General features: G+C 72.1%; 23 protein-coding genes. 11 read left to right on the forward strand and 12 right to left on the reverse strand.

Annotated features, from left to right (window positions below; all coding sequences use genetic code 11):
- Positions 1–129: 129 nt before the first annotated feature.
- The gene (locus tag ACFZDE_RS19630; protein ID WP_390998917.1) at positions 130–1,338 is read left to right on the forward strand and encodes a cation:proton antiporter; all 1,209 of its coding nucleotides are present in this window, start codon (positions 130–132) and stop codon (positions 1,336–1,338) included.
- Positions 1,339–1,700: 362 nt separating this feature from the next.
- Complete coding sequence (locus ACFZDE_RS19635; protein ID WP_391201060.1) at positions 1,701–2,177, forward strand: hypothetical protein; 477 nt, start codon at positions 1,701–1,703, stop codon at positions 2,175–2,177.
- A gap of 76 nt (positions 2,178–2,253) precedes the next feature.
- Here ACFZDE_RS19635 and ACFZDE_RS19640 read toward each other — a convergent pair whose 3' ends face one another.
- The 7 genes from ACFZDE_RS19640 to ACFZDE_RS19670 form a co-directional block, all read right to left on the reverse strand.
- Positions 2,254–2,541, reverse strand: a complete 288-nt coding sequence (locus ACFZDE_RS19640) for a DUF4190 domain-containing protein (RefSeq protein ID WP_266459800.1) — start codon at positions 2,539–2,541, stop codon at positions 2,254–2,256.
- 128 nt (positions 2,542–2,669) lie between these two features.
- Entirely contained in the window at positions 2,670–3,266 is a 597-nt protein-coding gene (locus tag ACFZDE_RS19645) for a TetR family transcriptional regulator C-terminal domain-containing protein (RefSeq protein WP_391201061.1), read from the reverse strand.
- A 19-nt stretch (positions 3,267–3,285) separates the two neighbouring features.
- Positions 3,286–5,349 (reverse strand): discoidin domain-containing protein, encoded by a 2,064-nt coding sequence (locus ACFZDE_RS19650; RefSeq protein WP_391201063.1) that lies wholly within the window; start codon positions 5,347–5,349, stop codon positions 3,286–3,288.
- A gap of 749 nt (positions 5,350–6,098) precedes the next feature.
- Positions 6,099–6,446 carry a MerR family transcriptional regulator gene (locus tag ACFZDE_RS19655; RefSeq protein WP_390998930.1) on the reverse strand — a complete coding sequence of 116 codons (348 nt, stop codon included), beginning with the start codon at positions 6,444–6,446 and terminating at the stop codon, positions 6,099–6,101.
- A gap of 470 nt (positions 6,447–6,916) precedes the next feature.
- Positions 6,917–7,156, reverse strand: coding sequence for a CBS domain-containing protein (locus ACFZDE_RS19660; protein WP_390998933.1), 240 nt, complete (start codon positions 7,154–7,156; stop codon positions 6,917–6,919).
- 55 nt (positions 7,157–7,211) lie between these two features.
- Positions 7,212–8,789 carry a DEAD/DEAH box helicase gene (locus ACFZDE_RS19665; RefSeq protein ID WP_391201065.1) on the reverse strand — a complete coding sequence of 526 codons (1,578 nt, stop codon included), beginning with the start codon at positions 8,787–8,789 and terminating at the stop codon, positions 7,212–7,214.
- Between the two features lie 180 nt (positions 8,790–8,969).
- Complete coding sequence (locus tag ACFZDE_RS19670) at positions 8,970–9,173, reverse strand: cold-shock protein (protein ID WP_020119326.1); 204 nt, start codon at positions 9,171–9,173, stop codon at positions 8,970–8,972.
- Positions 9,174–9,903: 730 nt separating this feature from the next.
- Here ACFZDE_RS19670 and ACFZDE_RS19675 point away from each other — a divergent pair.
- Positions 9,904–11,196, forward strand: a complete 1,293-nt coding sequence (locus ACFZDE_RS19675; RefSeq protein WP_391201383.1) for a DUF5933 domain-containing protein — start codon at positions 9,904–9,906, stop codon at positions 11,194–11,196.
- A 64-nt stretch (positions 11,197–11,260) separates the two neighbouring features.
- The gene (locus ACFZDE_RS19680) at positions 11,261–12,031 is read left to right on the forward strand and encodes a hypothetical protein (protein ID WP_391201386.1); all 771 of its coding nucleotides are present in this window, start codon (positions 11,261–11,263) and stop codon (positions 12,029–12,031) included.
- Here ACFZDE_RS19680 and ACFZDE_RS19685 read toward each other — a convergent pair.
- On the reverse strand, positions 12,025–12,252 hold the full coding sequence (locus tag ACFZDE_RS19685) for a hypothetical protein (protein ID WP_390998937.1): 228 nt from the start codon (positions 12,250–12,252) through the stop codon (positions 12,025–12,027). The two genes, ACFZDE_RS19680 and ACFZDE_RS19685, sit on opposite strands and share 7 nt — an antisense overlap.
- A gap of 147 nt (positions 12,253–12,399) precedes the next feature.
- On the opposite strand from ACFZDE_RS19685, the gene ACFZDE_RS19690 reads away from it, so the two are divergent.
- Positions 12,400–13,269, forward strand: a complete 870-nt coding sequence (locus ACFZDE_RS19690; RefSeq protein WP_391201067.1) for a hypothetical protein — start codon at positions 12,400–12,402, stop codon at positions 13,267–13,269.
- A gap of 9 nt (positions 13,270–13,278) precedes the next feature.
- On the opposite strand, the gene ACFZDE_RS19695 is transcribed toward ACFZDE_RS19690, so the two are convergent.
- Positions 13,279–13,869 carry a sigma-70 family RNA polymerase sigma factor gene (locus ACFZDE_RS19695; RefSeq protein ID WP_391201389.1) on the reverse strand — a complete coding sequence of 197 codons (591 nt, stop codon included), beginning with the start codon at positions 13,867–13,869 and terminating at the stop codon, positions 13,279–13,281.
- A 334-nt stretch (positions 13,870–14,203) separates the two neighbouring features.
- Positions 14,204–14,908 (reverse strand): hypothetical protein, encoded by a 705-nt coding sequence (locus ACFZDE_RS19700; RefSeq protein ID WP_391201069.1) that lies wholly within the window; start codon positions 14,906–14,908, stop codon positions 14,204–14,206.
- 217 nt (positions 14,909–15,125) lie between these two features.
- Here ACFZDE_RS19700 and ACFZDE_RS19705 point away from each other — a divergent pair, with 217 nt between their 5' ends.
- The 6 genes from ACFZDE_RS19705 to ACFZDE_RS19730 all read left to right on the forward strand — a co-directional run bounded on the left by ACFZDE_RS19705 (position 15,126) and on the right by ACFZDE_RS19730 (position 25,543).
- The gene (locus ACFZDE_RS19705; protein ID WP_390998947.1) at positions 15,126–15,563 is read left to right on the forward strand and encodes an NfeD family protein; all 438 of its coding nucleotides are present in this window, start codon (positions 15,126–15,128) and stop codon (positions 15,561–15,563) included.
- A 29-nt stretch (positions 15,564–15,592) separates the two neighbouring features.
- Positions 15,593–16,708 carry an SPFH domain-containing protein gene (locus ACFZDE_RS19710; protein ID WP_391201071.1) on the forward strand — a complete coding sequence of 372 codons (1,116 nt, stop codon included), beginning with the start codon at positions 15,593–15,595 and terminating at the stop codon, positions 16,706–16,708.
- 222 nt (positions 16,709–16,930) lie between these two features.
- Positions 16,931–17,563 carry a DM13 domain-containing protein gene (locus ACFZDE_RS19715; protein ID WP_391201073.1) on the forward strand — a complete coding sequence of 211 codons (633 nt, stop codon included), beginning with the start codon at positions 16,931–16,933 and terminating at the stop codon, positions 17,561–17,563.
- Between the two features lie 241 nt (positions 17,564–17,804).
- Entirely contained in the window at positions 17,805–18,221 is a 417-nt protein-coding gene (locus tag ACFZDE_RS19720; protein ID WP_390998955.1) for a hypothetical protein, read from the forward strand.
- A 136-nt stretch (positions 18,222–18,357) separates the two neighbouring features.
- On the forward strand, positions 18,358–20,394 hold the full coding sequence (locus tag ACFZDE_RS19725; RefSeq protein WP_391201075.1) for a flotillin family protein: 2,037 nt from the start codon (positions 18,358–18,360) through the stop codon (positions 20,392–20,394).
- A 97-nt stretch (positions 20,395–20,491) separates the two neighbouring features.
- Positions 20,492–25,543 carry a DNA repair ATPase gene (locus tag ACFZDE_RS19730; RefSeq protein WP_391201076.1) on the forward strand — a complete coding sequence of 1,684 codons (5,052 nt, stop codon included), beginning with the start codon at positions 20,492–20,494 and terminating at the stop codon, positions 25,541–25,543.
- On the opposite strand, the gene ACFZDE_RS19735 is transcribed toward ACFZDE_RS19730, so the two are convergent.
- On the reverse strand, positions 25,540–26,010 hold the full coding sequence (locus ACFZDE_RS19735; protein ID WP_391201078.1) for a DUF5990 family protein: 471 nt from the start codon (positions 26,008–26,010) through the stop codon (positions 25,540–25,542). The two genes, ACFZDE_RS19730 and ACFZDE_RS19735, sit on opposite strands and share 4 nt — an antisense overlap.
- Before the next feature lie 90 nt (positions 26,011–26,100).
- Positions 26,101–26,550: a hypothetical protein gene (locus ACFZDE_RS19740; protein WP_391201079.1), complete on the reverse strand. Its 450-nt coding sequence runs from the start codon at positions 26,548–26,550 to the stop codon at positions 26,101–26,103.
- Between the last annotated feature and the right edge of the window lie 114 nt (positions 26,551–26,664).

Here is a 26,664-nt window from a genome sequence, read left to right on the forward strand (position 1 = left end):
ACCACCGGGCCACCCATCCCTTTCCACGCGAGGGCACGCACCGCCGCGCCGCTCGCCGAGCCTCACCCACGGGCACCCACGCCCACTGGCACAGACGCCGCAGACCCGATCACCGGAGGTCAGACGCCCGTGCACGACACCACCGCCATGCTCATCGAACTCGGGGCGATCATCCTCGCCCTGGGACTCCTTGGACGCCTCGCCGGACGGGTGGGCTTCTCGCCCATCCCCCTCTACCTGCTGGCCGGACTCGCCTTCGGCCAGGGCGGCATCCTGCCGCTCCAGGCCAGCGAGGAGTTCGTCGCCACCGGCGCCGAGATAGGCGTCATCCTCCTGCTGCTCCTGCTCGGCCTGGAGTACAGCGCCTCCGAGCTCGTCACCACACTGAAGACCCAATACCCCTCCGGAGCCGTCGACTTCGTGCTCAACGCCCTGCCGGGAGCCGCGATGGCCTTCCTGCTCGGCTGGGGGCCGGTGGCCGCCGTCGCCCTGGCCGGGGTCACCTGGATCTCCTCCTCCGGGGTTATTGCCAAGGTGCTGGGCGACCTGCGGCGGCTCGGCAACCGCGAGACACCGGTCGTCCTCGGGGTGCTGGTCCTGGAGGACCTGGCCATGGCGGTCTACCTGCCGATCCTCACCGCGCTGCTGGCCGGGGTGAGCCTTGCGGGCGGCGCGGTGACCCTGCTGATCTCACTGGGCACCGTGGGCGCCGTTCTCTACGTGGCGCTGCGGCACGGCCGCCTGGTGAGCCGTGCCGTGTCCTCCGACAGTGCCGAGATGCTGCTGCTGGCCGTCCTCGGTCTCACCCTTCTCGTGGCGGGCGTCGCCCAGCAGTTGCACGTGTCGGCCGCCGTCGGCGCGTTCCTGGTCGGCATCGCCCTGTCCGGTGAGGTCGCCGAGGGCGCCAGCAGTCTCCTCACCCCGCTGCGGGACCTGTTCGCCGCGGTGTTCTTCGTCTTCTTCGGCCTGCACACCGACCCGGCCGCCATCCCGCCCGTGCTGCTGCCCGCACTCGCCCTGGCCGCCGTCACCACCCTGACGAAGATCGCCACCGGCTGGTGGGCCGCCCGCCGCGCCGGGGTCTCGCCCCGGGGCCGCTGGCGCGCGGGCGGCACGCTCGTCGCACGCGGCGAGTTCTCCATCGTCATCGCCGGACTCGCCGTCGGCGCCGAGCCCCGCATCGGCCCCCTGGCCACCGCCTACGTCCTGATCCTGGTCGTCCTCGGCCCGCTCGCGGCCCGCTGGACGGAACCGCTGGCCCGCCGGGCGACCCGCCGCCCGGCCCAGCCGATGCCGGTCGTCGAGCCGGTCAAGGACACGGCCCCGGCCCACCGTTGAGCGCGGCTCGCCGCGACGAGGACGTCGCGCGTGGCCTGCGCCGGGCCGGTCACCGGCGCATGGACTGTCTACGCGAGCTCTACGGGGCCTTCTGTCCCGACGAGGGCGAGGTCGAGGGCCCGCTGCCGCACACAGGTCCTCGCGGTGGTCAGGGAACGGTTGCTGAGCTGAGCGGCTTGGCGTGAACAACTGCTCTGCTCGCGGTAGCAGTTGCGGGCCCGAAACGCCGCAGGCGTCACCGGCTGGCTGAATCGGGTGTTTCCCGGGCAGGGCCGTGCTGGCACCCTGGCGAGCAGCCCGGGAGCCGGTGGGGGAGGCCAGGGGGAGAATTCCGTCCAGGAGGACCGGAAGGAAGCACCAGCATGATCGAGTGGATGCCCCTGGGCACCGGAGCCAGGCCCGTACCGCAGCCCGTGGCCACACCGCTGGTCTGGGCCGGGGCCGGCGGCGGTGCCCTGGTGCTGGTGGCGGTGGTCAACATCGTGGTCGGGCCCGACCGGCCGGAACTGGCCCTGCCCGCGCTGTCCCTGCTGGCCGCCCTGCTGGGCGTGTGCGCACGCTTCACGGCCGCCCCCGGGACGGCCCTGCTGTGCTGGCTGTTCCTCAACGGCTTCGCCATACCGCCCGCCGGTGCCCTCACCTGGGCCGGGCACCGCGACACCACCTGGCTGGCCTGCCTGCTCACCGCCGCCCTCATCGGCACGGCCCTGGCCCGTCTCGCCCACGCCCGCGCCGCCTACCGCCGCCTCGCCCCCGGCCGGGCCCGGCCCGACCTCGCGACCGGCGACGGACCCTACGATTCCGCTCGCCCGGACAGACGCCACCGCCCGGAATGGTGACCTGCCGGGGCCGCGTACCCGGCCCGCGGGAGGACCGGGGCCGCGTACCCGGCCCGCGGGAGGACCGTGACGGGGGCTAGCCGCCGACGTACCAGCTGAAGCCGCCGTTGCTGCTGGCCACGGCCAGGAGCACGAGCCACAGCACCACGTCGACGATGCCGAGGATGATGCCCGCCTTCGCCATCCCGGCGCCGTTCCTGACCGACGCCTGGCGGCGGGCGACGGCACCGAAGACGATGGCCAGCGGACCCAGGATGATGTTCAGGAAGAACAGGCCGATGATGCCGCAGCACAGGCTCGCGATCGCCAGGCCGTTGGTGCGCGAACCGGAGGACGCGGCAGAAGAACCGCCGTAACTCGCCATGGAGAACTCCCAGTTGTCGATGGCGCGGACCGAAGGGGGCCGCACTCTCCTCACTTTCGACTCGTTGTGTTCGAATGCCCCTCAGAGCCGTTCCCATGACAACCAGTTCTGGAGAAGGGGCCGGCCCCTCAGTTCTCGTCCACCAGCCCGGCGACATGCGCGGTGACCATGTCGAGGACGCCCGCCCAGGCCGAGTCGTCGCCGAGCACGAGGTGGCTGAGCGTCAGGCCGTCCGTCATGGCGGCCAGATAGCGGGCCAGCACCGGGACCGGTACACGCAGCCGCAGCCCCATGGACTGCCGTAGCTGCTCGATGAGTTCGGTGTACGTCTCGGCGTACAACTCGTACTGACGACGCGCCAGATGTTCGAAACCGGGCTGGCGCAGGGCGTACTGCGTGAGTTCATAGGTCAGCATGTGCTCGTCGGGATGGGCCCGGACGTGGTCCCAGTACGCCTGGAAGCCCGCCCGGACCGTCTCCTCCAGGGTGGCCCTGGGCCGCAGCGCCTCCCGCACCACCGTGACGTAGTGCCCGGTGATGGTGGTGATCACGGACTCGATCAGCTGCTGCTTGGAGTCGAAGCAGTAGTGGAAGACGCTCAGTGAGACGTCCGCCTCGGCGGCGATGGACCGGGTCGTCGTCCTGGGGACGCCGTCCCGGGCCATCGCCCTGATCGCCGCTTCGGTGAGCTGTCGCCGCCGCTCGGCGGACGGCAACCGTGCCATGGAGCCCCTCTCGTGCCCGTCAGTTGCTGTGGACGCCGACCTCGCGGAGGGAGTAGCCCCAGCCGGTGCCGCGCTCCAGCCCGTGGACGCGGACGTACCGGGCCGGTTCGGCGGCGAACCGCGCGGTGTCCAGGCCGCCGTCACCGGCGGTCGTGGACCAGGCGGTCCGCCAGTTCACGCCGTCGCCGGACAGCTCGATCCGGTACGACTTCGCGTACGCGCGCTCCCAGTCGAGGGTGACCCGCCCGACGCTGCGCGCCGCGCCGAGGTCGACCTGGTACCACTGGTCGTCGCTCCAGTCGCTGGCCCAGCGGGTACCGAGGTCGCCGTCGACGGCCCGGCGCGGCTGGTAGCTCGTGAACAGGCTCCACTCCGAGGAACTGGCCGAAGTGGCCGCTCCCGTCGCGAGGTTGGCGCCCGGCTTGTGGTTCTCGGAGGCCGCCCAGGTGCCCAGGTAGGACTCCGCGCCCCGGAACAGGTCGTCGACGGTGTCCTGGCCGCCGACCCGGCGGATGTCCTCGATCCAGTCGGGGACCAGGCCGTAGTGGGCGGCGCCGTCGGTGTTCAGGTCCCAGGTGCGCTCGCCGGTGGTCTGCCGGTCGATGACCGAACCGCCGTCGACGCTCTTGAACGGGTAGACGACCTTGTTCGGCGCGTCCGCCCCGCGCGGTCCGGGCCAGCCGCCGACGCCGTTCATGTCGGTGCCGAAGCCGTAGCCCACGCCGTACTTGTCCCGCAGGCCCTCGGTGCGCTTCGCCTCCGCGATGAAGCCCTCGGAGCCGTGCATGTACTGGGCGATGAAACCGCCGAGCCCGTAGACCCGCTCGGTCCAGTCCATGTCCATCCAGCTGTGCGAGGAGAGCACGCCCGGGTAGGACTCGGACTCGAAGATGTCGAGCACCCGGCCGGTGGCCTTGACGCTCATGTGGTCGATCTCCAGCATCATGCCGCGCTTCATCATGCCGCGGACGGCGTACTCGCCGAGATCGGTGAGCCCCCGCACGTTGCACTGCGCGTCGGCGCTGTACGACGGGACCTCCTCACCCGCCGGGAGCTTCTTCTCGGCCGCGGGCGCCGCCGCGTTGCCGATGGGGTTGTCGGCTTGCGGGCCCTTGCAGGTCTCGGTCTTCCAGTAGGTGCCGGTCGACAGGAACTGCCCGACGTTGATGGCCGTACCGAGCGTGCCCGAGTCGAAGCGCACCCCGCACAGGGCGTTGTCGAACTTGTGGCACAGGAACATGCTGCTCACGCCCAGCGCTTGGAGCTCGTCGAGCCCCTTGTCGATGTCCGCCTTGCTGCACTGCGCGATGTCCAGGATCTGCTTGCAGCCGAACGGCTCGGAGGTCTCGACGCCCATGACGACGGCCAGCTTGCCCTGCTCGATGACCTTGCGGGCCTGCGCGCTGTCGGTGACGACCCGGAACCAGCCCTTGCCGGGCCCGCCGTACATCTTGTCGACGTAGGCCTGCATGTCGTACGTCAGCTTGGCCTGGAGCCGGATGGACGTCATCTCGTCGCAGGAGCGGTCCTTGAAGAAGTACACCGAGCAGATCACGCCGTTGGTGACGAGGTCGTTGACCAGCACGCGCTGTCCGCCGCGCCAGGCCCGCTCGATCCAGGCGTAGTAGTTCTGCTGGTGGGTCAGCGAGTCGTGCCGCGGCCAGTCCTTGAAGGTGGGCCAGCCGTTCGGGTCGTGCTTGCCGTCACCGCCGTTGGTGATGAAGTCGAAGATCGCGAGCGAGCCGTCGGGGTAGTGCTCCGGGCAGTCCTTGAGCGCGTCGGCCACGCCCTGCTCGGAGAACGCCTTGCCGCAGATCAGCCGGCCGCCGAAGGCCTCGTTGGAGAAGATGTGGTCGTGCGCGTCGACGAACCCGCGCACCTTGCCCTCGCCGTCGGTGCCGGTGAAGGGCTCACCCGTGACGTTGATCCGGGAGTCCGGCGCGGGCCGTGCGGTCGGCTCCCACCAGTCGTTCCCGGCCGCCGCACTCGGGGTGGGGCCGAGCGCGAGCGACAGCACGAGCAGGAGGAGCGACACAACGGTGACGTTCTTGCGTCTGCGGTACGGGCGTCCGGAACTGATCACAGCCCACGTCCCTAGGTCGGCGGGGTCGCGCGGTCGTCTTGTCATGACCTCGCAAAGCGTGCGACGAGGATCGCCACTGGGGCTGAATGAGTCAAGGGTTCAGGACGGTTGACCTGATGAGGCGGGGCGCGTCGGGGGCCCGGGGGCGAACCCCGGGAGGAGGCGGGGCGGTTCTACGGGGGGCCCGGGGCCGCCTTGGGGAGACCGCAGATCCGCCACCGGGGAGCGTAGGGCTGGCCTGGGGGTGGACGGGGCGGCTCCGGGCGGACGGGGGTCGGCTCCGGGTGGGCGGAGGGTCGGCTCGGCTCCGGGCGGGCGGAGGAGTGGTCTCGGGCGTGAGCTGGTCCCGGGCGTGACGGAGCACTGGCCCCGGGCGGGACGGAAGCCAATGTCGGGGCGGGCGGAGGGCCGAACTGGGGGTGGACAGAGGGCCGGTCGCGGGCGGGACGGAAGCCGAACGCGGGGTGGACGGAGGGCCGACTCCGGCGTGACGGAGGGCCGACTCTGGGCGGGACGGAGCACCGGTCTCGGGCTGGACGGAAGCCGAACGCGGGGCAGAGGAGGGCCGACTCCGGCGGGACGGTGGACCGACTCCTCCGGGCGGGACGGAGCACCGACCACGGGCGGGGCGGGCGGCCGGCCCCGGTATGGCGAAAGGTCGCCCTCGGGATGGTGGCGCACGCACCCGGGCGATGGAAAACCCCAGGTCGCCGACCGGGGGTCGCACGGAGGGGGGCGCCGTCCCGCGATCAGCTCGTGGCGGGAGCGGAACCGCCGGAGGCCTCGTGCGCGGCGCGGTACTCGGCGTGGATGCGCTGGGCTTCCTCAAGCTGGTCCTCGAGGATGACGATGCGGCAGGCGGCCTCGATCGGCGTCCCCCGGTCGACGAGCTCGCGGGCGCGCGCGGCGATCCGCAGCTGGTAGCGCGAGTAGCGGCGGTGCCCGCCCTCCGAGCGCAGCGGCGTGATCAGCCGGGCCTCCCCGATGGCGCGCAGGAAGCCGGGAGTGGTGCCGAGCATCTCGGCGGCCCGGCCCATCGTGTAGGCCGGGTAGTCGTCGTCGTCCAGACGATCGCTGAGCGGGGTATCTGCTGCCATGTCACCTCGTAGTGCAACGCGTCGAGGGGCCCTGGCGCCGTACGGCACCAGGGCCCCGAAGGAAATTCAACACCATCTGTCGGCCCTTATGCGGTGCCGACCTTCTGTGTCCGCTACCCGGCCCGGCTGCGGGAGGGGTAGCGAGGATCGCGGCTGCGTGACCGGGGACCACCATCCAATCCGGGGTCTTGCGGTACCCGGACCGAGATCTTCCCGGCCGGGCGATCCTGATGGCGTCTGCTCCTCCGTCCTTCCTCGGTTCTCCTCTGACCATGTCTACGAGAAGAAGACTAACCACGATGAGGAGCAATGTCTACCCTGACAAAGACAGATTTTGGAGTCCGGTGGGAGCAGCCATCTGGCCGGGGCGTCCTTCGGGGCCGATCGTGCGCCGATACGGCAGTAGGGCCCTGCCGACGCGCGTCGGCAGGGCCCTACTGGGTCTCTGGTGGCGGGTTTCCCGCCGGGTCTCAGTCCGTGTCCGCCGGGACGTCCCTCAGACGGACGCGGTCCGTGTAGGTCGGGGCGTTCCGCAGCCGGGTGAGCCGGGCCAGGGTGACCAGGCCCGTGCTCTGGTCGTCGCCGTCGCAGAGGACGAGGTGGTCGACCTGTGCGCCGGCCATGAGGGACAGCGCCACCTCGACCGTCATGTCGTCACGGATCCGAGGGGCGTGGGCCGTGGCGGGGTGCTGCGTCAGGACCGGCGTCATGGGTGTCTCCTGCCGAGAGGGGAGGGGCGATGGGACGGCTGGTGCGCGCCGGGCGCTACGCGGCCGAGCCGGAACCGGTCCGTCGCTGCCCCTGCCGACGCCCCGCCTCACCGGCGGGACGGCCCTGCCCGGCGAGGCGGCCCTGCCCGGCGGGGCGTCGGCCCCGGCGGCTCCGGGAGCCGGCGGACGCGCCGCGGGAGCGCTCCGCGCGCGGCGCGGGGATGACGACCGGGATCCCGGAGGGGGCCTGGGCGCCCGTGATGCGGCTCAGCTCCGCCTCGCCGGAACGCACCTGGGCGATCTGGGGGGTGATGCCCGCCGAGGACATCAGCCGGCTCATGCCGCGCCGCTGGCCCGGCGTCACCAGGGTGACCACGCTGCCGGACTCCCCGGCCCGGGCCGTACGGCCGCCGCGGTGCAGATAGTCCTTGTGGTCGCCGGGCGGGTCCACGTTGACGACGAGGTCGAGGTTGTCGACGTGGATGCCGCGGGCGGCGACGTTGGTCGCCACCAGGACCGTCACGTCCCCGCTCTTGAACTGCGCGAGGGTCCGGGTGCGCTGCGGCTGGGACTTGCCGCCGTGCAGGGCCGCGGCGCGGACACCGCTGTTCAGCAGGTGCGTGGTCAGCCGGTCCACCGCGTGCTTGGTGTCGAGGAACATGATCACCCGGCCGTCACGCGCCGCGATCTCGGTGGTCGTACGGTGCTTGTCGGCGTCGTGCACATGGAGGACGTGGTGCTCCATCGTGGTGACCGCGCCCGCGGACGGGTCGACGGAGTGCACCACCGGGTCGTGCAGGTAGGTGCGGACCAGGCGGTCGACGTTGCGGTCCAGGGTGGCGGAGAACAGCATCCGCTGCCCGCCGGGGCGCACCTGGTCGAGCAGGGCGGTGACCTGCGGCATGAAGCCCATGTCGGCCATCTGGTCGGCCTCGTCGAGGACGGTGATGTCGACCTGGTCCAGACGGCAGTCGCCCCGGTCGATGAGGTCCTTGAGCCGCCCGGGCGTCGCGACGACCACCTCGGCCCCGCCACGCAGGGCACTGGCCTGCCTGCCGAGGGACATCCCGCCGACGACGGTGGCCAGCCGCAGGCTCACGGAGCGGGCGTACGGGGCGAGCGCGTCGGTGACCTGCTGGGCCAGCTCGCGGGTGGGTACGAGGACCAGGGCGAGCGGCTGCCGGGGCTCGGCGCGCCGCCCGGCCGTGCGGGCCAGTGCGGCGAGGCCGAAGGCGAGGGTCTTGCCGGAGCCGGTGCGGCCACGGCCGAGCACGTCCCGGCCGGCCAGGGAGTTCGGCAGGGTCGCCGCCTGGATCGGGAAGGGCACGGTCACGCCCTCGCGGCCCAGGGTGGCCAACAGCCGGTCGGGCAGGCCGAGTTCGTCGAACGCCTCGACGGCCGGCAGCGGGGGAGTGAGCGTCTTCGGCGGGGCGAACTCGCCCTGGGGAGCCCTGCGCTGTCCGAAGCCGCCGGAGCGGTGCGGACCACCGGAGCGGCGCGGACCACCGGAGTAGCGCGGGCCACCGGAGCGCCGGGGACCGCCGGAGCGGCCGTCGGGGCCACCGGAACGGCCGTCGGGATCGCCGCCCTGCGGGAAACGGTCACGGGTACGAGATGTGTGGGCACGCTTCATGCGGGACCTTCCTTGACGGGCGCGTAGCAAGGAAATCCGCAGCAGAGGAGCGGCGCAGAGAATCTCGAGACGAGCCGAAGTCGATGGGGCCGGATCGAACCGGCGGGAAAAAGCAGCGAGCTGGGGCCCGCACCCCTTCAGGTGCGGGCCCCAGCTGCGAAATATGCGCGAGCGCCGATGTCAGGCGGGCACGATGTTCTCGGCCGTCGGGCCCTTCTGGCCCTGCGCGATGTCGAACGACACCTTCTGGCCCTCAAGCAGCTCGCGGAAGCCCTGGGCGGCGATGTTCGAGTAGTGGGCGAAGACGTCGGCGCCGCCGCCGTCCTGCTCGATGAAGCCGAAGCCCTTTTCAGAGTTGAACCACTTCACGGTACCGGTAGCCATTTTGTTCTCCTTCGGAGGCGGTTTCGGGAATTCACCTCGTGTGAATTCCGTGTCGCCGTGATGATTACCCCGTAGGAAATGAACCTTCTGGCAACCACACCTGCAACTTCGATCGACAGTAGCACGATGGCTTCGGCCCTGTGGTGACGGAAAATTCCGGTCCGGCGGACGATCGAGGAATATTCGGCAGGCCCGGCTTCTCTTTCTCATTTTGCGAGCACAGATATTGCCCTCCACCGGCGCGGGCCTACCTGCCGCGCCCTCGCCCCGCACCCCTGTGACCTCCTCCTACGGCCGATGCGCCGCTGCCGCCGCCATCGGCGCACGCACCTCGGCACACGGCCCGGAACGCCACCGCGGCGACGAAGGTCACATCCCCCGGACGGCCCAGCCCCCCAGAGGGCGGTGAAGGCCGGGGGGCGTAGGGGCTCGTGCTCCACGACGCACGAGAAGGACGAAAAGGACGGCGCTGTACTGTACGCAACATGTCACTGGCCGGGCACTGGGCGGGCGCGTCGACGGGCTGTTCGGTACCGACCCGCTCGCGGAAGCGGTGACCGGATGAGGGGCTCCGATAGCATGTTCGACCGCGCGGTGGTCCCGCCATCGCGGTCCGTCTCCCAGGCATTCGGATGAATCGGCCAGAAGATTGATAGCCAGAACACCGCGGGAGTCCTCGCGAACAGGCGGCCTGACGTCATGGGCCGCGTGGCCCCACCGGCGTGCCACGCTGTGGACAGCGGCGGCCGTCGTGGCGTGCGGATTCCTCGTCGCGCTGGAGATCGCCTCCCGCGGCTACGGCGAACCGGGACCGATCACCAACCAGGTCAGGGCCCTGGTCTTCGCCCCCAAGCCGGGCCCGCTCTACGGCGGCCTGGTGCTGATGATGGTGGTGCTGACCTGGCGGCAGCGGTTCATCGCGGCCGGGGCCGCGATCGCCCTCGACTCCGTCCTCCTGCTGGTGCGCTGGGCGGCCGGTGTCGAGGCGGCCGACGGCGAGTTCTTCGGCACCGGCGCGCTGTGGGTGATGCTGGGCTTCGGGGTCGTCGCCGTCACCCGCCGCACCGGCGCGGAGCGCGCCCTGCTGCTGAAGGGCGTAGGACTGGGCCTGCTGCTGGTGGCCGCGCGCAAGACCGGTGACACCTGGCTGCTCATCACGTCGAAGACCCGCCCGACGGTGCTCGACCAGTACGTGGCGATGGCCGACCACGCGCTGGGCAACCCGTCCTGGCTGGCGGGCCGGCTGGTCGAGGCCACCGACCCGGTCAGCTCGCACGTCCTGCAACTGGTCTACGGCCAGCTCGCGGTGGCCGCCGTGGTCGTCGCGGCGTACCAGTTGCGCGACGTGGTGGCCGAGCGCCGCTTCCCGAGCCATCACCTGGTACGCACCTTCCTGGTGATAGGCCTGCTCGGACCGGCCTTCTACATGCTCTTCCCCGTGGTCGGACCCGTCTTCGCCTACGGCCCGGGCGCCTCCGGAACCGGCGGCGTGGAGTGGGCGGCGGCCAACCTGTGGCCGCACACCCCGCTGCCGATCACCACCCCGGCCCCGATGACGTACGACGGGATCACCCCGCGCAACTGCATGCCCAGCCTGCACACGGCCTGGGCCGTCGCGATCTTCGTCCACTCCCGCCGGGCGCCGCGGCTGCTGCGGTACGCGGGCACGTTCTGGCTGGTCGCCACCCTCGCCGCGACGCTGGGATTCGGCTACCACTACGGCGTCGACCTGGTCGCGGGTGTGGTGTTCGCCCTGACCATCGAGGGGGCGCTGCGCGCGTCCGAACGCGGCTGGGACCGGCAGGGCGTGCGACTGGTCGCCTACGGCACCGTCGTCTTCACCGCGCTGCTGGTGTCGTACCGCTACCTGCCGATGGAGATGGCCCGCCACCCGGAACTCTTCGGGCCGCTGCTCATCCTGGCCATGACCTCGGTGATCTACGGCTACGTCCGGACCACCAGGCGCTGGGAAGCGACGCTCGCCCCGGCCCGGCAACCGGAACCCCAGCCCGAGCCGGCCTGAACACGCCGTAGGGTGGGGACCTTCGGACGGCGTGAGCCGGACGGAGTCCCCGAAGGCCGGGCCCATGCATCTCACCGACCGTCCCGCACACCGCCGCCTCGACGCGGCGCTGGAGCACCTCTCCGTCACCTTCCGCGGCATGACCGCGCATCCGGACGAGCACAACTGCGAGTGCCACTGGGGCAGTCCCGAGGAACTCGCCCTGCTCAAGACACCGGACGTGGAGCTGGAGCCGGACCTGCTGCGCCGCACCTGGCAGGCGATCGACTGGTCCGATCACGGTGCCGTGCTGCGCCGCGTCCTGCCGCAGTTCGCCGGGGTCCTGGTCGCCGGTCGCGCGGACCCGATGTTCGGACAGCTCCAGGAGGCCGGGTACTCGCTGGCCCGCGGCCGCTGGCAGCAGTGGCCCGCAGAGCAGGCCGGTGCGGTGCGGGAGTTCCTCGACGCCTGGTGGGCGCAGAGCCTCACCGATCCGGACGCGGTCGTACCGGCCCACCAGGTCTTCGCGCTGTGCGCCGAGGCGTCCGGAACGGTTGCGCCCTGGCTCGCCGAGTGGGAGCGGCAGCCCGGGCGCCTCGCCGACCTGCGGCTGGCCGAGGCGGCGGCGGAATGGGAGTACGAACTCCTCGGGGACAGCCTGCCGTGGAGCGTCGACTGGTACGAGAACGACGCCGAGCGGATGCGCGCCGACCTGGTCGCCTGGCTCCTCGACCACGCCGCGGCGCGCCTCGAAGCGTCGGGCGCGCCGACGGAGCTGCGGCACCGGATACGGCTCCTCGGCCTCACCGACGAGGCCCGCTGGACGGACGAGCACTGGCCCGGCCACCGCTACTGACGCCCGCGGGGCGGCGGCATCGTGTCCTCGATGCCCCCTGCCCCCGCGAAGAAGCGGGCCGGGTTCGGAGGCACGCGTGGGGGCGGGGGCGTCGGCGGCGCCGTGTAGCGCTGCGGCCAGTCATACGTCGAGCGCCGCGCATCGACGATGGCGCGCAGGACCATCAGCAGCGGGATCGACAGGACGAGGAGAAGGCCGAGCAGGTTCCAGATGCTGTCCATCGACACCTCTGTCGGGTGATATGCGCGGGTACGAGTCCCTCAGAGTCACACCCCCGGGTGGGGCGCACCAGGGGCGTGCGACGCACTCACGGGGGCGCGCGGCGTTTTGTCCGCGAGACCGCCCGGCCTGCGACCTACGCTCGGCCGGTGGCACGAACCGAGCAACGCGCCGAGGGAGCGGGACCGTTCACCACCCGGCTCACCTGGCACCCTCCGGACGGGGGCACCGCCGTATGGGAGTCACGGCCCGCGCGACGGCGCGGAACCCTCGCCGTCCGGCCGCCCGGCTCGGCCACCACGCGGCACACCAGGGCCGATGACGTAGCGCTCCGCCGCCTGCGCGGGCTCAACGCCACCGCCGCGACCGCCTTCGTCATCGGCGGAGCCCTCTTCGCGGTGGGCGCGGGCATCGCCCAGTTCGGCTCCGGCGACGAGACCACCTGCGCCTCCGTCTACTTCGCGGGCGGCCTGTTCTTCAACACCGGCGGCTACGTCTCCCTGCTCCAGGTCGTCAACGCGCCCCGCCACGTGCCCGGCGGTGAAGGGCGGCTCGTCACCCAGGACTGGCGCTGGTGGAGTTACGAGCCGGGGCGGGTGGACTGGCTGAGCGCGTTCGTCCTCTTCGCCGGCACGCTGGTGTTCGCCGTCGACCTGCTGGACTCCTTCCTCCAAGGGCTGACCGTCCAGCAGATCGACCGGCTGGTCTGGGCCCCGGACGTCATCGGGTGTGTGCTCTTCCTGATCTCCGGGCACCTCGGGTTCGTCGAGATCTGTCACGGCCGGCTGTGTGTCCGCCGCCGCAGTCTCGGCTGGTGGATCGTCGCCGTGAACCAGCTCGGGTCCGTCCTCTTCATGCTCTCGGCGATCGCCGCCTTCACCCGGCCCTCCACCGGTGTCCTGGTCGACGCCGGCCTCGCCGACCGGTCCACCGGGATCGGCGCCGCGTGCTTCGCGATCGGCGGCCTCCTGCAGTTCTACGAGCGCCCCGCCCAGCCGGATCAGCGGGGCGCCGCGTAGAGCGGTCGGTCAGGCCGCCGCCCCGGACGGACCTGGGCGTTCCGCCTCCCGCAGCGACGCGGCCAGCGAGGTACGGGCCCGGGCCACCCGGGACCGGACGGTGCCGACCGGGCAGTCGCTGAGGTGGGCCGCCTCGGCGTAGGGCAGCCCGAGGAGTTGGGTGAGGACGAACGCCTCGCGCCGGTCCTCGGGCAGCTCGGCGAGGAGCTGGGCGAGCGCGACACCGTCGTCGAAGCCGGGCAGGCCGCGCGGCTGGACCCGTTCGGCGGCGTACTGCCAGTCGTCGGTGTCGGCGAGTCGGGGGCGGGCGGCGGCGTGGCGGAGGCTGTCGATCACCGCGCGGCGGGCGATGGACAGCAGCCAGGTGCGGGCCGAGGAGCGGCCTTCGAAGCGGTGCAGGCTGCCCAGCGCGCGCAGGAACGTCTCCTGGGCGAGGTCGTCGGCGGCCTGGGCGTCGCCTCCCAGGTGGATGACGTAGTGGCGGACGTCGCGGTGCAGGGCGCGCACGAAGCGTTCGACGGCCTCGGGGTCGCCGCCGCGGGCCGCGAGCGCCCACGCCGTTATCGACTCCTCGGCCGGTGTGGCGGTGTCGGCGTGCAACGGGTGGTCGGGGTGCGAGGTCTTGTCGGCGTGCGCCGTGTTGTCAGCGTGCGCCGTGTTGTCGGCGTGCGCCGTGTTGTCGGCGTGCGCCGTGTTGTCGGCGTGCGCCGTCTTCTCGCGCGGGGTCGGCAGGACAGAAGTGATCACCTGGTGTCCTTCTCGGAGATCCGGCATCCGGGCCGACGCGAAGGGCCGGCGGAGCCGGTGAGGGTGTGGGGTGCGGCCGGACGCGCGCACGCCGGCGCATCACCAACGGATGCGCGGCGCGGCGTCCGACCGGTGCCCGAGCCGCCCGGGCGCGATGGCGCCGTGGGAGGTCGGGAAACCGGCTGTCTCAGGCGACAGCGGTCCCCACGGGCGGACCCCGGGTGGTGATGGCGTGGGTGAGAAGGAGCCCGCGTGGTGCCCGGGCGGAATCAGCGCGGCGCGCGCGGACGCGGGGGCGGTGCGGTGGTGCCGGAAGGCGGAGCAGCAACCGCAGGGGCGCGACGAGCCGTCCGGCGAGCGCCCGCAGGACGCGGAAGGCGGCCCGCTCGCCGTGCGCGAGCCACAGCCCGCAGAGCAGGGCGGCCAGCAGGTGCGCCGCGAGCATGCCGGTGGAGGACATACCGGCCATGCCGTGCCCGGCCGACACCAGCGTGTCCATGCCACCCATGCCGTCCATGCCACCCATGCCACCCATGCCGCTCATGTCGTGGCCCGAGTGGGACATGGGCATGGAGTGCGTGCCGTGCTCCATGGCGTGCGCGTGTACCGGTACCGAGGGAGCCTGTGCCGGGCTCACGGCCGTCTGCGTGAAGGAGAACCAGGCGTGCAGCGCCGTCTGGGCGGCGACCGTGAACGGCACGACGACGCGGAGCCCGCGCTCCCGCCCGGCCAGCAGCCACGCCGAACCGCCGACCGCCACGGCTCCCGTGACCAGCGCCCACCAGGCGACGGCCGCCTCCGCCATGAGGACGTGACCCAGGGCGGCGAGCACCACACAGACAGCCGCGAACACCGCGGCCCGTCCTGTGCGTGAACACCACCCCGCAGTCATGGCGGCTCATCCTCGCATCCGTGGATCCGGCCTCAGGGATTGGGTACGGCCGCCCCCCTGGTGTCACGCTCAATGCGACCATAGTGATGCGCGTCACAGGTTGGGAACCGGCCGGTGGGTGGCGCTCGCCCGGACCCGGAGGAACGCCGTCCTCTGTCCGGTGCCCGGTCCCGGACGGTAGCTTGGGTGGAGAGGGCCCCTGAAGAAGGGCGATTCGATGGCGTGGTTCGCGTGGCTGCTCGCCGCCGCGGCGCTGGGCGCCGCGGAGTTCTTCACCCTGACCCTGGTCTTCGGCCTGCTGGCGGGTGCCGCGGTGGTCGCCGCCGTCGTCGCCGGGGTGGGCATCGGCGTGGTCGGCCAGTTCGTGGCCTTCGGCGTCGCGGCGGCCGCGGGCCTGGTCGTCGTCCGTCCCGTCGCGCTGCGGCAGATGACACAGCAGCCGCTCAGCCGCGACGGCAGCGACGCGCTGATCGGCAAGCGGGCCGAGGTCGTGCAGGAGGTCACCGCGACCCGCGGCCTGATCAAGCTTGCCGGCGAGGAGTGGTCGGCCCGCGCGCTCGACGAGAGCCATGTGATCCCGGTGGGAGCGCTGGTGGACGTCATGGAGATCGAAGGCGCCACGGCCGTCGTCTACCCTCGCGAGCTCCTTCCGTGAACGGCTGAACGCACAGCAACGGAGGCACCGTGGAACCAGTTGTCGTACTCGCCCTGGTGGCGGCCATCGTCGTCGTCTTCCTCGTGGCCTCCAGCGTGCGGATCGTCCCGCAGGCGCGCCGCTACAACGTGGAGCGGTTCGGCCGCTACCGCCGGACGCTCCAGCCCGGGCTGAACCTGCTCCTGCCGGTGGCGGACCGCATCAACACCAAGCTCGACGTGCGCGAGCAGGTGTATTCCTCCGACCCCAGGCCCGTGATCACCGAGGACAACCTCGTGGTCAACATCGACACCGTCCTCTACTACCAGATCACCGACCCGCGGGCGGCGGCGTACGAGGTCGCCGACTACCTCCAGGCGATCGACCAGCTCACCGTGACGACCCTGCGCAACGTCATCGGCTCCATGGACCTGGAGGAGACGCTCACCTCGCGCGAGGAGATCAACTCCCGGCTGCGCGCGGTCCTCGACGACGCCACCGGCAAGTGGGGCATCCGTGTCAACCGCGTCGAGATCAAGGCCATCGATCCACCGCACACCATCAAGGAGGCGATGGAGAAGCAGATGCGCGCGGAGCGGGACAAGCGCGCGGCCATCCTGCACGCCGAGGGCGAGCGGCAGGCCAAGATCCTCACCGCGGAGGGCACCAAGCAGAAGGACATCCTGGAGGCGCAGGGCACGCAGCAGGCCATGATCCTGCGGGCCGACGGCGAGGCGAAGGCGGTGGAGCTGGTCTTCCAGGCGGTCCACCGCAACAACGCGGACGCGAAGATCCTGGCCTACAAGTACCTGGAGACGCTGCCGCACCTGGCCAACAGCGACAACAACACGTTCTGGGTGATCCCCGGGGAGCTGACCGAGGCGATCCGGACCGTCACCACGGCGTTCGGAGACCAGTCGACAGCGAGCGGCCCCGCACCCGCGCAACCCGGGGAGACGCCCACGGCCGCCCACGACCACGACACACCGCAAGAAGGCCGGACTCCGGAACTCGGCGCGGGCTCGACGGCCGCCCTCGACGCCGCCGCGGCCGCGGACGAGGCGGGCCGCCAGGCCGCGGCCGCGGTCAGCGACGCGAGGGCCGAGGCGGAGGCGGCGAGATCACCACAGACACCACGCCGGGGCCAGACCCCCGGAGGCTCATAGACGGCCCCGCCGCCCCACTCACCGCCGCCCCCTGACCGCCCGCGGCCACACCCGGCGACGGCCCGCGGCCCGTGAACTCCTGGTCCGCGCCCCGTACATGACCGGACCACGCCCCGGCCGTAAGACTTCCGTCATCCGCGCCGGGGTCCACCGCCGCCTGTCCGGCCCGTTGAATGGACGTTGAAGCGAAGCGGCAGTGAGCACTCGGGAATCGGGGCGGGCATGGGGCGTGGGCGCAAGAAGCGGGGCGGGCCGTTGGTCATTGGGGCGCTGGTCGTGGCGCTCACCTGCGTCGGGCTGGGGCTGTACTGGTTCCAGCCGTGGAAGCTGTGGCAGGACGAGACCGTGCAGGAGGCCCTGCCCGGTGTGTCGGGCGTGCCCGGCGTGCCCGGTGCCGTGGCCCCCGCAGACCCCACGACCCCCGCACCCCCCTCAGCCCCCACGACCCCCGCAGACCCTCCGGCGGCAGCATCCTCCTCGCCGACTTCCCCGGCCTCTGCGCCCCGGACGCTGGCGGGTGGCGGGCTGATCAGCCACGAGCACGCCACCTCGGGCCAGGTGAAGCTCATACGGCTCGCCGACGGCTCCCATGTCGTACGGCTGGAGGACCTCGACACCAGCAACGGCCCGGATCTGCGTGTGTGGCTGACCGACGCGCCGGTGAAGGAGGGACGGGCCGGCTGGCACGTCTTCGACGACGGCAAGTACGTCAGCCTCGGCAAGCTCAAGGGCAACAAGGGGAGTCAGAACTACGTCGTCCCCGCTGACGTCGACCTCGCCCGGTACACCAGCGTGAGCATCTGGTGCGACCGCTTCGACGTGTCCTTCGGCGCGGCCGAACTCGTGCGCGCCTGACGGTCACGGCGCTGGTTCCCGCCGACGGCCCCTGGGCAACCGTCCGGCACGCAAACCCCGCTCAACGTTGCCGGAATCCGGAAATGCGCGAGTGTGTGCCGGCGATGCAGGATGGGTCGCGGGGAGCACTACGGGGGATTCGGTGCCGGACGTCGGCAGACGTCCGGCAGCCGAACCCCGAACAAGCGGTGCACCGCCCAGCAGGGTTGACGTGCAGTGCGGAAGAGACGGGGGGTCGGGCATGGGGACGTTGCTCTCGGCTGCCACCGGCCCGCCCACGCTCCTCCTGACCACCGCCCTCGTCGTGGTGCTGTGCTTCTGGCTCCTCGTCGCCGCGGGCGTCACCTCGGCCGGCAGTTTCGACGCGGACGTGGACCTCCGTGCCTGGGGCATGGACGGCGTACCCGTCGCGGTGGCCGTCTCCACGCTGACGGCCGTGGCCTGGTGCCTGAGCGTCGGGGGCGTCCTCCTGCTGGCCGCGTGCACGCCGCCGTACCCCGCCACCGGCCTGCTGCGCATCGCCCTGCCCCTCGCGGCCCTGCCCGTCGCATGGCGGCTGACCTGCCTGTTCGTGCGCCCGCTGCATCGGCTGCGCCCCGACGAACCCGGCCCGTCCCGTCGCGGCGAGGCACGGCGGCACGTCGACCACGCCGCCTGAGCAGCGCCCCGTCGGCCCTCAGCGCCGGCCTCCCTCAGGCGCCGCCTTCTTCACCCATCGACGCCGTTCACGCACCGTCTCCTCGACGCACCGCCCTTCAACGCTTCGACTCCTTCACGCCTCAAGGACGTTTGCCATGACTGTCATCCTCCTGGGCGTCGGCGCGCTCCTCGCCGTCTCCCTGCTCGCCCTCCTGCTCGTCTCCCGGCTGTTCCGCAAGGTGGAACAGGGCAAGGCGCTGATCGTCTCCAAGCTGCGGAAGGTCGACGTGACCTTCACCGGGCAGGTCGTGCTGCCCGTGCTGCACAAGGCCGAGGTCATGGACATCTCGGTGAAGGCCATCGAGATCACCCGGACCGGCAAGGACGGTCTGATCTGCCAGGACAACATCCGCGCCGACATCCGGATCACGTTCTTCGTGAAGGTCAACAAGACCGTCGAGGACGTCATCAAGGTCGCCCAGGCCGTCGGCACCGCACGGGCCAGCGACCGGGACACGCTCCAGGAGCTGTTCCACGCGAAGTTCTCCGAGGCGCTGAAGACCGTGGGCAAGCAACTGGACTTCACCGACCTGTACACCAAGCGCGAGGAGCTGCGGTACCGGATCATCGAGGTCATCGGCGTCGACCTCAGCGGTTACCACCTGGAGGACGCCGCGATCGACTACCTGGAGCAGACCCCGCTCGCCCAGCTCGACCCGGCCAACGTCCTCGACGCCCAGGGCATTCGCAAGATCACCGAGTTGACGGCCGTGGAGCACGTGCGCACCAACGAGTTCCGGCGCACCGAGGAGAAGGAGATCACCCGGCAGAACGTCGACGCCCGCGAGGCCATCCTGGAGCTGGAGCGCCGGCAGGCCGACGCGGAGATCAAGCAGCAGCGCGAGATCGCGACCGTACGGGCCCGGGAGGAGGCCGAGACGGCCCGGGTGGTGGAGGAGGAGCGGCTGCGGGCCCAGACGGCCTTCCTGGCCACCGAGGAGAAGCTCGGCGTGCAGCGCGAGAACCAGGCCCGCGAGGTCGCCGTCGCCGCGAAGAACCGCGAGCGGGTCATCGCCGTCGAGAACGAGCGCATCGAGAAGGACCGCCTCCTCGAAGTCATCGCCCGGGAGCGGGAGACGCAGCTGACCAGGATCTCCGCCGAGAAGGAGGTCGAGGCGGAGAAGCGGGACATCGCCGAGGTCATCCGCGAGCGCGTCGCGGTGGACCGTACGGTCGCCGAGCAGGAGGAGTCCATCAAGAAGCTGCGGGCCGTGGAGGAGGCGGAGCGGGAGCGGCAGGCCGTGATCATCGCCGCCGAAGCCGAGGCGCAGGAGAAGCTGGTCAAGGACATCAAGGCCGCCGAAGCCGCCGAGCAGGCCGCCACCCACCGCGCCGCCGAGGAACTCACCCTGGCCGAGGCCCGGTTGAAGACCGCCGACCTCGACGCCCGGGCCAAGCTCCGCCTCGCCGAGGGCGTCCAGGCCGAGGCGGCCGCCGAAGGGCTCGCGGCCGTCCAGGTCCGCGACAAGGAAGCCGACGTCATCGAGAAGGCCGGCCGCGCGGAGGCCGTCGCCACCGAGGCCCGGCTCCGGGCCGAGGCGGAAGGTGCGCAGGCCCAGGCCCTGGCGGAGGCCGCGGCCATCGGCGAGAAGCTCAAGGCCGAGGCCGAGGGGCTGACCCAGAAGGCCGCCGCCATGGCCGCCCTCGACGACGCCTCCCGTGGGCACGAGGAGTACCGGCTGCGCGTCCAGGCGGACAAGGAGGTCCGCCTCGCCGGGCTCGACGTGCAGCGGCAGGTCGCCGAGGCGCAGGCGGCGGTGCTCGCCACCGGCCTGGAGGGCGCCGACATCAACATCGTCGGCGGTGAGTCGGTCTTCTTCGACCGGCTGATGTCCTCCATCGCGCTCGGCAAGGGCATCGACGGGTTCGTCCAGCACTCCGAGACCGCTCAGGCACTGGCCCGGCCCTGGCTGGACGGCACCTCCAGCTTCACCGACGACCTGAGCCGCATCCTGGGCTCGGTCTCCACAGCCGACGTGCAGAACCTGACCGTCTCCGCGCTGCTGATGAAGCTGATGAAGACCGGCGGGGCCGACTCGGGGCAGCTCCAGCAGCTGCTCGACCGGGCCGGCGAGCTGGGCCTGGCGGACAAGCCGCTCACCCACCTGAACGGCAGCGCCGCCCACGCCTGACCCGCCACCAGGGGGCTCGCGCCCTCCTGGTCCGGAGCCGCCGCGCAGGGGACGGCGGCTCCGGACCGGCCCTGACCGACTTCCTGAGAGGCACGCCATGACGATCGGCCCGGACGCCGGCGGCACGCACGTTCCCGTGGACGCCGGGGGCACACACGCCCCTGTGGACGCCGACGCCACGCACGCTCCCGGAAACTCCGGTGCCACGCACACGCCCGGAAACCCGGGCGGCACGCACGCCCCCGCAACCCCCGCCACCACGCCCGCCCCCGTAGACGCCGGCACGTACGAGGTGCTGCGCGACCGTCTCACCGCGCAGGCCGCCGAACTCGCCCGCCGCGCCGAGGCGCTCAACGCCCGCCGGAGCGAGGAGTTCGGCTCGACGCGCCTCGACCTCGGCGGCACCGGGCGACTGCGCACCGAGCACGCCGCGGTGCCCCGGGACATCGTGGCCGTCGGCGACGTACTGCTCTCCGGCAGCAACGCCGTCCCGAGCCGCGCGGCCGGCACGAGCGTCGGCGACGTCCTGGCGCTGTACGACCGCGACCTGAACCGGCTGCCCGACGACGCCGTGCCCGGCCTGCTCGACGACCCCGGCTTCGTCCGCGAGTTCGGCGCCCTGCACCGCTACTACCGCCAGGCCCGCCTGCTCCGGCTCCGGCACACCGAGGGCCGGCTGCTCGCCGTCTTCCAGACCGGCGAGAAGGCGGACGACACCAGGGTGCTGCGCTGGGCGGTGTCCGACGGCGGACAGGCCACGTTCCTCGACGCGCGGGGCGAACGCGACCACGTCCTGCCGCCGTCCCACGACGTCGAATGGACCGACAGCACACGCGAGGACCACGTCCTCGGACGCCACCCGCACGTGTCCATCGGCGGCGAGATCTTCGTCTCCACGGTCGGCGGCGCCCTCACCGTCAAGACCGACGACGACACCGAGACGGCGGAGGGCGTCCACAGCGAGCCCGTCGACGAGCCGTTGCAGTCCCTTGCGGACGCGGACATCGCCCACGCGCGCGTGGGCGCCCTGATCCTGCTGCGCGTGCGCCCCTACAAGGAGAACACCGACCGCCACCTGGTGTTCAACACCCTCACCAAGACCGTCGTCCGCCTCGACGGCATCGGCCGGGCCTGCCGCCGCCTGCCCGACGACCAGGGGATCGTCTTCCCCGGCGGCTACTGCCTGGCCACCGGCACCCACAAGACGTACGAACTCGACACGGCACGACTGGAGTTCGAGTCGGAGATCCGTTCCCCGAACGGCGAGGACGTCCTCTACGCCTTCCACGCGCGCGCGGAGGGCCGCAGCCTCCTCCTGCCGTACAACACCATCCGCAAGGAGATGGCCAACCCCCTGCCCTGCGAGGGCTGGGCGCTCTTCGACGACGGTGCGCTCGTGACCCTGCGGGCCGACACCGACGAGCCGCGGCGCGTCCACCCCGTGCAGCTGTGGACCTCCCCGTTCGTCTCGGACACCCACGCCGCCGCCCAGCCCGTCGGCACCGGCCCCCTGGCCCGGATCGGCAACGCCGACCTCGTGCGCGGCATCTCCGACTGCCTGTCCATCACGGGCGCCGTCGCCGACACCACCCCCACCCGCGAGGTGTACGAGGCGCTGCTGGCCGCCTGTGCCCGGGCTGCGGACACCCACCACTGGCTGGGCGACCCCGAACTCGGCGACCTCGCCACCCCGTTGACCGATCTGCGCGACACGGCACAGCAGGTTCTGACCGAGTTCGAGACCGTCCAGACCCTCACCCGGCAGGCCGAGGACGCGCTCACGGAAGCCGCCACGCGGGTCGCCGAGGTCGTACGACGGCTGCGGGGCGAGTCCGCGCGCAGCGCCGCCGACTGGGTGACCGGCCTGACCGAACTGCGCCACGCGCAGGGCCATCTGCTCACCCTCAAGGACATGCGGTACGCGGACACCGCCCGCATCGACCGACTCGCCGCCGACACCGAGTCCGACCTCACCGCCTTCGGCCGGCGGGCCGTGGCCCACCTCGCCCGCGAGGACGCCTTCGCCGGCCACCACGCGGACGTCGAGCGGCTCGTCGCCGACGCCGAGGCGATCGCCACCGTGGCCGAGGCGGAGCCCGTCGCCGCCCGCGTGGACGAACTCGCCGACGGGCTGCGCACGGTGACCGAGGTCGTCGCCGGTCTGGACATCGCCGACGCCACCGTCCGCACCACGATCCTGGAGCGCGTCGCCGAGGTCCTCGGCGACGTCAACCGCGCCCGCGCCGCCCTCGACGGCCGCCGCCGCGCACTCCGCGACCGTGAGGGGCGGGCCGAGTTCGCCGCCGAGTTCGCCCTGCTCGGCCAGTCCGTCACCGGCGCGCTCGCCGCCTCGGACAGCCCCGAGGCCTGCGACGAGCAGCTCGCCCGCCTGCTGGTGCAGGTGGAGAACCTGGAGTCCCGGTTCGCCGAGTCCGACGACTTCCTCGCCACCCTCGCCGACAAGCGCGAGGAGATCCACGAGGCGCTCTCCGCCCGCAAGCAGACCCTCGCCGACGCCCGCGCCCGGCGCGCCGAACGCATGGCCGAGTCGGCGGCCCGCGTCCTCGGGACCGTCGCCCGCCGGGCCGCCGCCCAGCCCGACGCGGACGCCGTCGCCACGTTCTTCACCTCCGACCCGCTGCCCGCCAAGGTCCGCCGCATCGCCGGTGAACTGCGCGACCTCGGCGACCAGGTGCGGGCCGAGGAACTCGACGGCCGCCTCAAGGCCGCCCGCCAGGAGGCGCTGCGCGCGCTGCGCGACCGCACCGACCTCTACACCGACGACGGCCGCACGATCCGCCTGGGCACCCACCGCTTCGCCGTCAACACCCAGCCCCTCGACCTCACCCTCGTCCCGCACGGCGACACCCTCGCCTTCGCCCTGACCGGCACCGACTACCGCTGCGCGGTCACCGACCCCGACTTCGCCGCCACCCGCCCGTACTGGGACCGCCCCCTGCCCTCGGAGTCGCCCGAGGTCTACCGCGCCGAACACCTCGCCGCCCGCCTCCTGCACGAACACGGCCCCGAGGCCCTGGCCGACGCCGACCTGCCCGCCCTCGTACGGCAGGCCGCGCAGGCGTCGTACGACGAGGGCTACGAGCGCGGTGTCCACGACCACGACGCGACAGCGATCCTCACCGCGCTCCTGAGCCTGCACGAGACCGCCGGCCCGCTGCGCCACGAACCGGCCGCCCGAGCGGCCGCCCAGCTGTTCTGGGCGCACGGCACGACGGACGGGGAACGGCAGAGCTGGACCCGGCGCGCGGTGTCCCTGGCCCGGGCCCGGGACACCTTCGGCCTGGCACCCGCCATCACCGACCTGCGGCGGGAACTGGCGGAGGTCGCGGGCGGTACGGCGGCGGCCGCGTACCTCTTCGAGGAGCTGACCAGCGGCCCGCCCGGCTTCGTCATCAGCGCCGGCACCCGCACCCTGCTCGACAAGTTCCGCCGCGCCGTGGGCACCTCGGCCTACGACGACGACCTCACCGCCCTCACCGACCCGGCCGCCCGCGAGCAACTGGTCGAGGCCTGGCTGACGGCGTACACCACCGCCACCGGCACCGACCTCACCCCCGGCGACCTGGCCGAGGCGGTGGCCGCCGAACTCTGCCCGGACCTGGCCCGCTACGAGTCCGACGCGCCGCTCACACGCACCGTCACGGGCCTGCGCGGCACCCACCCCCGCGTCACCGACGGCGCCCTCACCCTCCGCATCGACGAACTCCTCGCCCGCACCACCCGGTTCCGCACCCACGACGCACCCGCCCACCGCGCCTACCAGCATCGCCGGACCGCCCTGGTGGACGCCGAGCGCACCCGCCTCCACCTGGACGACCACCGCCCCCGCGTGCTGTCGTCCTTCGTCCGCAGCAAGCTCATCGACGACGTCTACCTCCCCCTCATCGGCGACAGCCTCGCCAAGCAGCTCGGCACCACGGGCGAGTCCAAGCGCACCGACACCGGCGGCCTGCTCCTGCTCATCTCCCCGCCCGGCTACGGCAAGACGACCCTCATGGAGTACGTCGCCGACCGGCTCGGCATGATCCTGGTCAGGGTCGACGGCCCGGCACTCGGCCACGCCGTCACCTCGCTCGACCCGGCCGAGGCCCCGAACGCCACGGCCCGCCAGGAGATCGAGAAGATCAACTTCGCGTTGGCGGCGGGCAACAACACCCTCCTCTACCTCGACGACATCCAGCACACCTCGCCCGAACTGCTCCAGAAGTTCATCCCCCTCTGCGACGCCACCCGCCGTATCGAGGGCGTCCGGGACGGCGCGCCGCGCACCTACGACCTGCGCGGCAAGCGCTTCGCGGTCTGCATGGCCGGCAACCCCTACACCGAGTCCGGCGGCCGCTTCCAGGTGCCCGACATGCTCGCCAACCGCGCCGACGTGTGGAACCTCGGCGACGTCCTCACCGGCAAGGGCGCCGCCTTCGCGCTCAGCTTCATCGAGAACGCCCTCACCGCCAACCCGGTCCTCGCCCCGCTCGCCGGTCGCGACCGGGCCGACCTGGCCCTGCTGATCCGCCTCGCCGAGCATGACGCGACGGCCCACGCGGACCACCTCACCCACCCCTACGCCCCCGCGGAGCTGGAACGGATCCTGGCCGTGCTCCGCCACCTGCTCACCGTCCGGGAGACGGTCCTGGCCGTGAACGCGGCGTACATCGCCTCGGCGGCCCAGTCGGACACGACCCGCACGGAACCGCCGTTCCGGCTCCAGGGTTCCTACCGCACCATGAACAAGATCGCCCAGCGCGTACAGCCCGTCATGAACGAGGCCGAGCTGTCCGCGCTGATCGAGGACCACTACCGTGCCGAGGCCCAGACCCTCACCACCGGGGCCGAGGCCAACCTCCTCAAGCTGGCGGAACTGCGCGGCACCCTGACGGTCGAACAGGCGGCGCGCTGGGCCGAGTTGAAGGCAGCCCACGTCCGGGCCCAGTCCCTCGGCGGCCCCGAGGACGACCAACTCGCCCGGGCCGTCTCCGCCCTGGGCCTCCTGGCCGACCGGATCGCGGCCGTCGAGTCGGCGATCAACCGGGTCGGCGACCCACGCCACCTGATCGCCAACCCGGCAGCCCGGCATGCGGCCCGGCGGGTGATGGAGGGTGACGGGGCCACCCGGGCCGACGGTTCCTAGCCGGGGCGGGCGGCGGTCCAGGTGATGTGAGGGGGCTCGACACGTGCGCACAGGGGCCCGCCCCGCGCATCGGTCAGGCCGAGGCGTCCGACCAGCAACCCGTCGCGTGCGGCTGCGGCGAGAACGTCGGCGGGGATGACGTCGAGCATGAGCTTGGCGCGGCGGAACATCGTGAAGGTGCCCGACTCGTCGACCGTGCCCCACGACAGGTAGATGAACCGTCGGCCCAGACGGTCCTGCACGTAGGGGCCTTTGACCTCGATGCCGGTCAGCGAGGCGCTCGTGGTGCACTCCAGGGTCCACGTCGCGGACAACCCGTCGGCGGGCTGTGGCTCAAGGAGTTCGGCCGGACGGTCACGGCGTTGCACGGCGACGTGGAGGTTGCCGTAGGAGGAGGGGGCTTCGCCGTCGACAAGGGCGGGGCGGGTACGGCCGGGCAGGTCGACTGCGTCGATGCGGATGCGCATACGTCCATCATCCCCGCCATCGCCCGCGCACGGCCTGTCAGCGACCAGGGGTCGGGTCTGCGTTCGGCCGTTGGCTCCCGCTGTTCCCCCTCATGCGCCTGCGTTCTCGGCAACGCAGACATACGTGGGCGGTTGTGCACCGCCCTCGTTCGGAAAGTCCAGGACTCCCGGATAAGTCATCCTGGTGCCCGGGTAGTCCCCCTCACAGTACTGGGGAGTGTCCGAGAAGACAGAAGTGCCGTCCGCGTTGATCACCTGTCCGTCTGGGCCAACGAGATAGGCACCACACTGATAGCCTGCCGCGTTCATAAGAAGGGTGGCGTCCTTCCCCGCGCCGTCGCTGCTGCCGGTCCACGCGAGACAGTAAGTGGCACCGGGATCCCCGCCGGTGGCGGGCTGCGCGATGACGTGGATGGATTGCAGTGGCGCGGGGCCGCCGCACAGCCCGTCGATGTCTGCCGCATGCCAGGGTGCGCCCACAACACAGACATCGGCTTTCGGCTTACAGTCCGCCGGGCCGTCAGGCGTCTTGTAGGTCACCGGGACGCATGACGGCGATGCGTCCGCTGAGCGAGGCGGTGCGGCGCTCGACGCCGAGGGCGGCTCCGGGGGTGTCGGAGAGGTTCCGCTGTTCGCCTGCCCAGCTCCCGCGAC

It is taken from the genome of Streptomyces sp. NPDC007929, from assembly GCF_042959065.1.
Taxonomy (GTDB): domain Bacteria; phylum Actinomycetota; class Actinomycetes; order Streptomycetales; family Streptomycetaceae; genus Streptomyces.

Bases quoted from the DNA above. Each gene is read 5' to 3' on its own strand.
- ACFZDE_RS19635 (WP_391201060.1), top strand. From the start codon at position 1,701: ATGATCGAGTGGATGCCCCTGGGCACCGGAGCCAGGCCCGTACCGCAG.
- ACFZDE_RS19640 (WP_266459800.1), bottom strand. From the start codon at position 2,541: ATGGCGAGTTACGGCGGTTCTTCTGCCGCGTCCTCCGGTTCGCGCACC.
- ACFZDE_RS19645 (WP_391201061.1), bottom strand. From the start codon at position 3,266: ATGGCACGGTTGCCGTCCGCCGAGCGGCGGCGACAGCTCACCGAAGCG.
- ACFZDE_RS19655 (WP_390998930.1), bottom strand. From the start codon at position 6,446: ATGGCAGCAGATACCCCGCTCAGCGATCGTCTGGACGACGACGACTAC.
- ACFZDE_RS19660 (WP_390998933.1), bottom strand. From the start codon at position 7,156: ATGACGCCGGTCCTGACGCAGCACCCCGCCACGGCCCACGCCCCTCGG.
- ACFZDE_RS19665 (WP_391201065.1), bottom strand. From the start codon at position 8,789: ATGAAGCGTGCCCACACATCTCGTACCCGTGACCGTTTCCCGCAGGGC.
- ACFZDE_RS19670 (WP_020119326.1), bottom strand. From the start codon at position 9,173: ATGGCTACCGGTACCGTGAAGTGGTTCAACTCTGAAAAGGGCTTCGGC.
- ACFZDE_RS19680 (WP_391201386.1), top strand. From the start codon at position 11,261: ATGCATCTCACCGACCGTCCCGCACACCGCCGCCTCGACGCGGCGCTG.
- ACFZDE_RS19685 (WP_390998937.1), bottom strand. From the start codon at position 12,252: ATGGACAGCATCTGGAACCTGCTCGGCCTTCTCCTCGTCCTGTCGATC.
- ACFZDE_RS19700 (WP_391201069.1), bottom strand. From the start codon at position 14,908: ATGACTGCGGGGTGGTGTTCACGCACAGGACGGGCCGCGGTGTTCGCG.
- ACFZDE_RS19705 (WP_390998947.1), top strand. From the start codon at position 15,126: ATGGCGTGGTTCGCGTGGCTGCTCGCCGCCGCGGCGCTGGGCGCCGCG.
- ACFZDE_RS19715 (WP_391201073.1), top strand. From the start codon at position 16,931: ATGGGGCGTGGGCGCAAGAAGCGGGGCGGGCCGTTGGTCATTGGGGCG.
- ACFZDE_RS19720 (WP_390998955.1), top strand. From the start codon at position 17,805: ATGGGGACGTTGCTCTCGGCTGCCACCGGCCCGCCCACGCTCCTCCTG.
- ACFZDE_RS19725 (WP_391201075.1), top strand. From the start codon at position 18,358: ATGACTGTCATCCTCCTGGGCGTCGGCGCGCTCCTCGCCGTCTCCCTG.
- ACFZDE_RS19730 (WP_391201076.1), top strand. From the start codon at position 20,492: ATGACGATCGGCCCGGACGCCGGCGGCACGCACGTTCCCGTGGACGCC.
- ACFZDE_RS19735 (WP_391201078.1), bottom strand. From the start codon at position 26,010: ATGCGCATCCGCATCGACGCAGTCGACCTGCCCGGCCGTACCCGCCCC.